At 62.7% G+C, this 279-nt stretch carries 1 protein-coding gene; it reads right to left on the bottom strand.

Annotated elements, in window-relative coordinates; all coding sequences use genetic code 11:
- The coding region (locus RVY79_RS19245; protein ID WP_317466166.1) for a multicopper oxidase domain-containing protein at positions 1–262 on the bottom strand (262 nt) is incomplete at its 3' end.
- Positions 263–279: the final 17 nt, after the last annotated feature.

Raw genomic sequence — 279 nt, 5'->3', positions numbered from 1 at the left:
CCGGGTCTTTCGGATGCACGACGATGAAGCCCATCATGCCCATCGCCATCTGCACCATCTCGTCGGAATGCGGGTGGTACATGAAGGTGCCGGACTTCTTCATCTCGAACTCGTAGACGAAGGTCTTGCCCGGTGGGATGTGCGGCTGCGAGAGGCCACCCACGCCGTCCATGCCGGCGGGCAGGATCATGCCGTGCCAGTGCACCGTGGTGTGCTCGGGCAGCTTGTTGGTGACGAAGATGCGCACGCGGTCGCCTTCCACGCATTCAATCGTGGGGC

This window comes from Chromohalobacter sp. HP20-39, assembly GCF_033052815.1.
Lineage (GTDB): Bacteria > Pseudomonadota > Gammaproteobacteria > Pseudomonadales > Halomonadaceae > Chromohalobacter.
This window is presented reverse-complemented; position numbering and strand designations above follow the sequence as displayed.